8 protein-coding genes are annotated in these 5,664 nt (G+C 71.0%); 1 reads left to right on the forward strand and 7 read right to left on the reverse strand.

The features are described from left to right. Nucleotides 1–60 precede the first annotated feature (60 nt). The 6 genes from CCN44_RS28405 to CCN44_RS28425 all read right to left on the reverse strand — a co-directional run bounded on the left by CCN44_RS28405 (nt 61) and on the right by CCN44_RS28425 (nt 4,374). The gene (locus tag CCN44_RS28405) at nt 61–375 is read right to left on the reverse strand and encodes a hypothetical protein (protein ID WP_086700650.1); all 315 of its coding nucleotides are present in this window, start codon (nt 373–375) and stop codon (nt 61–63) included. 41 nt (nt 376–416) lie between these two features. Next, a complete protein-coding gene (locus CCN44_RS44110; RefSeq protein WP_143650002.1) occupies nt 417–629 on the reverse strand; it encodes a hypothetical protein in 213 nt (70 codons plus the stop codon). A 210-nt stretch (nt 630–839) separates the two neighbouring features. Beyond that, nucleotides 840–1,163, reverse strand: a complete 324-nt coding sequence (locus CCN44_RS28410; protein ID WP_059252497.1) for a hypothetical protein — start codon at nt 1,161–1,163, stop codon at nt 840–842. Next, complete coding sequence (locus CCN44_RS28415; protein ID WP_086700653.1) at nt 1,160–1,519, reverse strand: WhiB family transcriptional regulator; 360 nt, start codon at nt 1,517–1,519, stop codon at nt 1,160–1,162. Before CCN44_RS28415 ends, CCN44_RS28410 begins: the two co-directional genes overlap by 4 nt. 170 nt (nt 1,520–1,689) lie before the next feature. Next, nucleotides 1,690–2,013 (reverse strand): hypothetical protein, encoded by a 324-nt coding sequence (locus CCN44_RS28420; RefSeq protein WP_086700656.1) that lies wholly within the window; start codon nt 2,011–2,013, stop codon nt 1,690–1,692. A gap of 165 nt (nt 2,014–2,178) precedes the next feature. Next, nucleotides 2,179–4,374 carry an ATP-dependent DNA helicase UvrD2 gene (locus CCN44_RS28425; protein ID WP_208639855.1) on the reverse strand — a complete coding sequence of 732 codons (2,196 nt, stop codon included), beginning with the start codon at nt 4,372–4,374 and terminating at the stop codon, nt 2,179–2,181. Nucleotides 4,375–4,656: 282 nt separating this feature from the next. Between CCN44_RS28425 and CCN44_RS28430 the strand changes: the two genes are divergently transcribed. Continuing rightward, a complete protein-coding gene (locus CCN44_RS28430) occupies nt 4,657–4,899 on the forward strand; it encodes a mycoredoxin (protein ID WP_059252494.1) in 243 nt (80 codons plus the stop codon). Between the two features lie 109 nt (nt 4,900–5,008). Here CCN44_RS28430 and nudC read toward each other — a convergent pair. After that, on the reverse strand, nt 5,009–5,664 hold a 656-nt coding region (nudC, locus tag CCN44_RS28435; protein ID WP_086700662.1), incomplete at its 5' end, for an NAD(+) diphosphatase.

Consider the following 5,664-nt stretch of genomic DNA (forward strand, 5'->3'; position numbering starts at 1 on the left):
AGATTGGTATAAGAGACGGGGGGGAGGGAGGGGGGAGGCCCCCTCCCCTCGCGTTTCACGTCACGCGGTGTCGGTGCCGGCAGGTCGGCACCGACCGCACTCGATCTCGTTGCCGTCGGTATCGGTGACGTATCCGAGGCTGCCGTTGATGTGGACCGTCACCAATCCCGGCGCGTGGTCCACCTCGAAGGGCTCGTTGCCTCGTGTCGTCCCGGACCACGGGCGCTCGGCGCCCGGCGAACCGATCGTCCACACGACGAAGGTCTCGCCGGGCAGCAGCCAGTGATCGCTCCCGTACGGTTCGAGGACCAGCTCCAGCAGGTCGTCGCCGTCGTTGCGGACCCGCAGACGGGCCGCGGGCGGTTCTTGTGCCACCCCGGCCTCTCCCTCTCTTTCCGGCCGCGGGCCGGGGACGCTCACCACCATGCCGAGTCCAGCCGTCCCTCGATCGCCCGCAGGTTCTCCCGGGAGCACGCGTCGCAGAAGTACTGGCGGATGCCGTTCTCCACGGAGCAGGTCCAGGTGACCGGCTGGGGGCCGTCGGCGGGGGTGCCGCAGCGGGCACACACGAGGCGGCGGCGCTCCGCGGTGGAGCCGCCCTGATCACTTCCGCCGGGAGGACTCGTCACCCGCCGACGATAACCCCAAGGCCGGCTGATCGCCGTACGCGACGCCTCACAAAGACCGTCGATCGCCGTATGCGGCGCCCCGCGGAGGGCCGATGGCCGTAGGCAACGCACCGCGGGGGCCGGTCCGTTGGGCCGGACCGGCCCCCGCGGGGAGGCTTCGCCTCCCGGGTCCGGGAGGCCACCGCTGCTCAGGTGTGGTGCTCGCGTTGCTTACTGCATGACGGCCATGGCGAGCGCGCGGCGGGCGCGCATCGAGGCGCGCTCGGCCCGGCGCTGCATGCGCTGGGCGACCGCCAGGCGCATGGCCCGGCGCTCGCGTACCGCGTCATGGAGTCGCTCATGCATATGCGCACGAGCCAGGGCTTCTTGCATGAGTTGCATCTCACGGTTCCTGTTCTGGCGCGCTTCGGTCGCGCCGGTGGTGGTGAAGTCTGGGGTCGCGGAGCCGGCGGGCTCGCTGGTGGACGGCTTCATCGGGGCCTGCTTCTTGGGGTCGTGCGTGAGGGGGCGGTCGATCGTTCCTGCGGTGTTCATGCCGTGACCGGGTTCTTCCGCGGGCGACCACGCGGCCGCTTCCGGGCGACGACGACACCCTGGACGAACAGCTCGCCACCCCAGACGCCCCAGGGCTCACGCCGTTCCTTGGCGCCGGCGAGGCAGGCCTCGATCAGCGGGCAGGTGCGGCAGAGGGATTTGGCGTACTCCACGTCCGCGGGCGACTCGGCGAAGAAGACCTCCGGGTCGTAGGAGCGGCAGGGGACGGGTACGCCGAGGTTCTCGATGGCGTCGTCGAGCGCGGTGAGGGGGGTCAAGGTGGAGTCCTCCGTGAGGCCGGGCGGGGGGATCGTTTGCGAAGGCGGTACGGACGGGGCGTGCGCTTCGAGTTGCACGGTTGGTCTTCCTCGTCTGGTCGTTCCGGCCGGTTGACCGGGTGTCGGCTGGTACCGGGTTCTGTTGTCCCGAGGCCCCTTCGCTCCGTCGTCCCCGTTCGGGGAAAACAGAAGGGCCGCGGATCCCGGATGGGGTTCCGCGGCCCTGAAGGCGCCGGCCTGATCGGCGATCAGGCTGGATCACTCCAGGGTTCTGGCCCACGGAAGGCCCACATCAGGTGGTGCTGCGTCGTCTGCTTCCGGAATCCGGCACCGGCCGCCGCAAAGGCATAGGCGTGCGCCTGTGCCGCTACCGCTTCCAGTGCCTCGGTCGGTCGCTCATTGCGCTCGCGGATGGGAAGGCCCGCGAGGGCAACAGAGGACGCCGGACGCACGGCACGGATGCCGGACAGACCGGTGCCCTGGTGCGAGGCGCCGAGCATGCACGTGGAGACGGCCGAGCGATCGGTCAGTTTGGCCGTGCTGACGGTGGTGCTGATGTTGATGCTGATCACTGGACTCGCCTCCTCTCGGCGTCTCAAGGGACTGGGGTGAACCAGTCCGTTCGGATATGCAAGTACAACACGGAAACCGGGCCTTCGAGAAGGCCGCTGCGTCCGTGCCTAGAACCTATGGGGATTGCTGGGGCATGCGCAAACTATTTTTTCGACGAGTTCGCATCAGTCGCCGCCCTCGTCTTCGGCGGGTTCTTGACCTGCGCAGATGGCCAGAACGTCGGCTCCGTAGCTGCGCAGCTTGCGGCTGAGGACGCCGGGGATGCGGGCGAGTTCGGCGGGACTTTCCGGGCAGGTCTCGGCGATGGCCATCAGTGTCCGGTCGGTGAAGACGCAGAAGTCCGGCTGGCCGCTGCGCTCGGCTTGGACCGCGCGCCACTCCCGGAGCCGCTCGTAGAGCCCTTCGTCCATGTCCGAGGGGCAGTCCGCGCAGCGCATCAGTTTCATCTCGCCGGCGTCGGTGAGCGTGCGTCCGCAGACCCGGCAGCGGGCCGGGGTGCGCTGCACGCGCCGGGGAGCGGCGGCGGTGCCTGCGGTGCTGCCGCGCTCGACGCCTCCGCCCGTGCCGGCGCCGGAGCGGCCGACGGTGGGGGTGGTGCCGGGGCGCAGCCCGTCGAGGAACCGGCTCGGTCTGCGGTTGGGGCGTCCGCCGGGTGAGCGGGACAGGGCCCAGGAGAGGTGGAGGCGTTCCCGGGCGCGGGTCACACCGACGTAGAGGAGGCGGCGTTCCTCCTCGATCTGCTCGTCGGTCCGGGCGTAGGTGATGGGCAGCATGCCCTCGGCGATGCCGACCAGGAAGACGACGTCCCACTCCAGGCCCTTGGCGGCGTGCAGGGAGGCGAGGGTGACGCCCTGGACGGTCGGGGCGTGCTGGGCGTTGGCGCGCTCGTCGAGTTCGGCCACGAAGTCGGCGAGGGTGGCCGCGGGCCGGGCGGCGGCGATGTCGTGGGCCAGGTTGACCAGTGCGGCCAGGGATTCCCAGCGTTCTCTGACGGCGCCGGAGCCGGCCGGGGGTGCGCTGGTCCAGCCCTCGCCGGAGAGGACGGCGCGCACTTGGGAGGGGAGGTCCACGACGTCGTCGAGGAGGGAGTCGTTGCCGCCGAAGCGGGCGGCGCCGCGCAGGGCGATGCCGGCTTTGCGGATCTCGGGCCGGTCGAAGAAGCGTTCGGCTCCGCGCAGCTGGTAGGGGACCCCGGCGTCGGCGAGGGCCTGCTCGTAGATCTCGGACTGGGAGTTCGTGCGGAACAGGACGGCGATCTCGGCGGCGGGGACGCCGGCGTCGATCAGCTCCCGGATGCGGCGTGCGGCGCCTTCGGCCTCGGCGGGCTCGTCGGTGTACTCGGTGTAGACGGGTTCCGGCCCCGGGGGCCGTTGGGAGACGAGTTCCAGCCGGTGGTCGGCGGCGCGGCCCCGGGCCTGGGTGAGCAGTCCGTTGGCGAGGTGGACGACCTGGGGGGTGGAGCGGTAGTCGCGGACCAGTTTCACGACGGTGGCGCCGGGGTGCCGGAGGCGGAAGTCGAGGAGGTGGTCGGGCGTTGCTCCCGTGAACGAGTAGATGGTCTGGCTGGCGTCACCGACGACGCACAGGTTGTCACGGTCGCCGAGCCAGAGGTCCAGCAGCCGCTGCTGCAGCGGGCTGACGTCCTGGTATTCGTCCACGACGAAGTGCTGGTACTGCGCGCGGACCTGTTCGGCGATGTCGTGCCGGTCCTGGAGGATGGCGACGGTCAGCAGCAGGACGTCTTCGAAGTCGATGACCGCGCGGTCGCGTTTGAGGTCCTCGTAGGCCGCGTAGAGGTGGGCGATCTCGGCGGGGTCGCGGGGGGCCTCGCGGCCTGCCTTCGCAGCCGCGTACGGGTAGTCGGCGGGGACGGTCTGGGTGACCTTGGACCATTCGATCTCGGCGGTGACGTCGCGCAGCTCGTTGCGGTCGAGCCGGGTGCCGAGGGCGGCGGCCGCGTCGGCGACGAGCTGGATCTTGCGGTCGATGAGCCGGGGCAGGGAGCCACCGATCGCTTTCGGCCAGAAGTACTGGAGCTGGCGCAGGGCGGCGGAGTGGAAGGTGCGGGCCTGGACGCCTTGGGCGCCGAGCTGGCGGAGCCGGCCGCGCATCTCGCCGGCGGCGCGGTTGGTGAAGGTGACGGCGAGCACGCTGGACGGGTGCAGGATGCCGGCGCGCACTCCGTAGGCGATGCGGTGGGTGATCGCCCGGGTCTTGCCCGTGCCCGCTCCGGCCAGGACGCACACCGGGCCGTGCAGGGCGGTGGCCACCTCGCGCTGCTCGGGGTCGAGCCCTTCGAGCACCGCGTCGGCAGTCTCCGGTGCCTGCGGGAAGAGGGGGGAGTGCGTTGCTGCTGTCACACCGCAATGCTGCCAGGTCGGCCGGGACGGCTGTGCCGGTTGTCCACAGGCGGGGGCTCGCAGTCGTATTAATGCGGCGGGAGTCACGTTCTGGTGCGGCGGGTGTCACGCGTCGGTACGGCGGGTGTCAAGCGTCGGTGCAGCGGGTGTCACGCGGCTGGTGCCGGATCGGTGCGGCGGGTGTCACACCGGCGGGTGGCCGCCTGTGGCGGGAATGGCGGGCGGGTCGCTTACGTTCTCTGTCTGGACGACCTTTTCCGAGCTGCCTGAGGAGCGCGAGAGATGCAGGGCACTGTGACGATGTACAGCACGACTTGGTGCGGCTACTGCCGGCGGCTGAAGAGCCAGATGGACCGGGAGGGCATCAGCTACACCGAGATCAACATCGAGCAGGACCCGGAGTCCGCCGCTTTCGTGGAGAAGGCGAACGGCGGCAACCAGACCGTCCCGACCGTGCTCTTCGCGGACGGCTCCACGCTGACGAACCCGTCGCTGGCCCAGGTCAAGCAGAAGCTCGCCGCGTAAGGGCGAGCTGCGCCGAACGGCGGTTCCCGAGCCCCGAGGGGTTCAGGAGCCGCCGTTCGGCGTTTCTGATCATTTCGCGGCGGCCTGCGGCCTCGCGGTCCTCGCCGTCTCAGACGAAGCTGCGGGTCGGCAGCGGCTTGCCGTACCACATCTCGATCAGGCGGGCCGCGATGGAGATGCCGTACGGCGGGAGCACCTCGCCGGTCTCGAAGGCCGCGTGCAGCTCCTCTCGGGAGAACCAGCGAGCCTCGTGGATCTCGTCCCCGTCGACGTCGATCTCGGTGGACGTGGCGCGCGCCATGAAGCCGAGCATCAGGCTGGACGGGAAGGGCCAGGGCTGGCTGGCGACGTACTCGACCTCGCCGACGGTGACGCCGACCTCCTCGCACACCTCGCGGCGCACTGCCTGCTCGATGGACTCGCCGGGCTCGACGAATCCGGCGAGCGTGGAGAAGCGGCCCTCGGGCCAGTGGACCTGGCGGCCGAGCAGGATGCGGTCGTCCTCGTCGGTGACCGCCATGATCACGGCCGGGTCGGTGCGCGGGTAGTGCTCGGCGCCGCAGGCCGGGCAGCGGCGGATGTGGCCGGCCGCCGCGATGACCGTGCGCTCGCCGCAGCGGGAGCAGAAGCGGTGGGTGCGCTGCCAGTTCTCCAGTCCGACGGCGTGGACCATGAGTCCGGCGTCGCGCGGCGACAGCAGCAGGCCGGCCTCCCGCAGCCCCGCCGGGCGCATCGACCAGTCCGCGCGCCCGGCGGGGCTGCGGG

Source organism: Streptomyces tricolor (genome assembly GCF_002155905.1).
Taxonomy (GTDB): Bacteria; Actinomycetota; Actinomycetes; order Streptomycetales; family Streptomycetaceae; genus Streptomyces; species Streptomyces tricolor.

Coding starts and splice junctions, on each gene's coding strand:
- CCN44_RS28430 (WP_059252494.1), top strand. CDS start 4,657: ATGCAGGGCACTGTGACGATGTACAGCACGACTTGGTGCGGCTACTGC.
- CCN44_RS28410 (WP_059252497.1), bottom strand. CDS start 1,163: ATGAACACCGCAGGAACGATCGACCGCCCCCTCACGCACGACCCCAAG.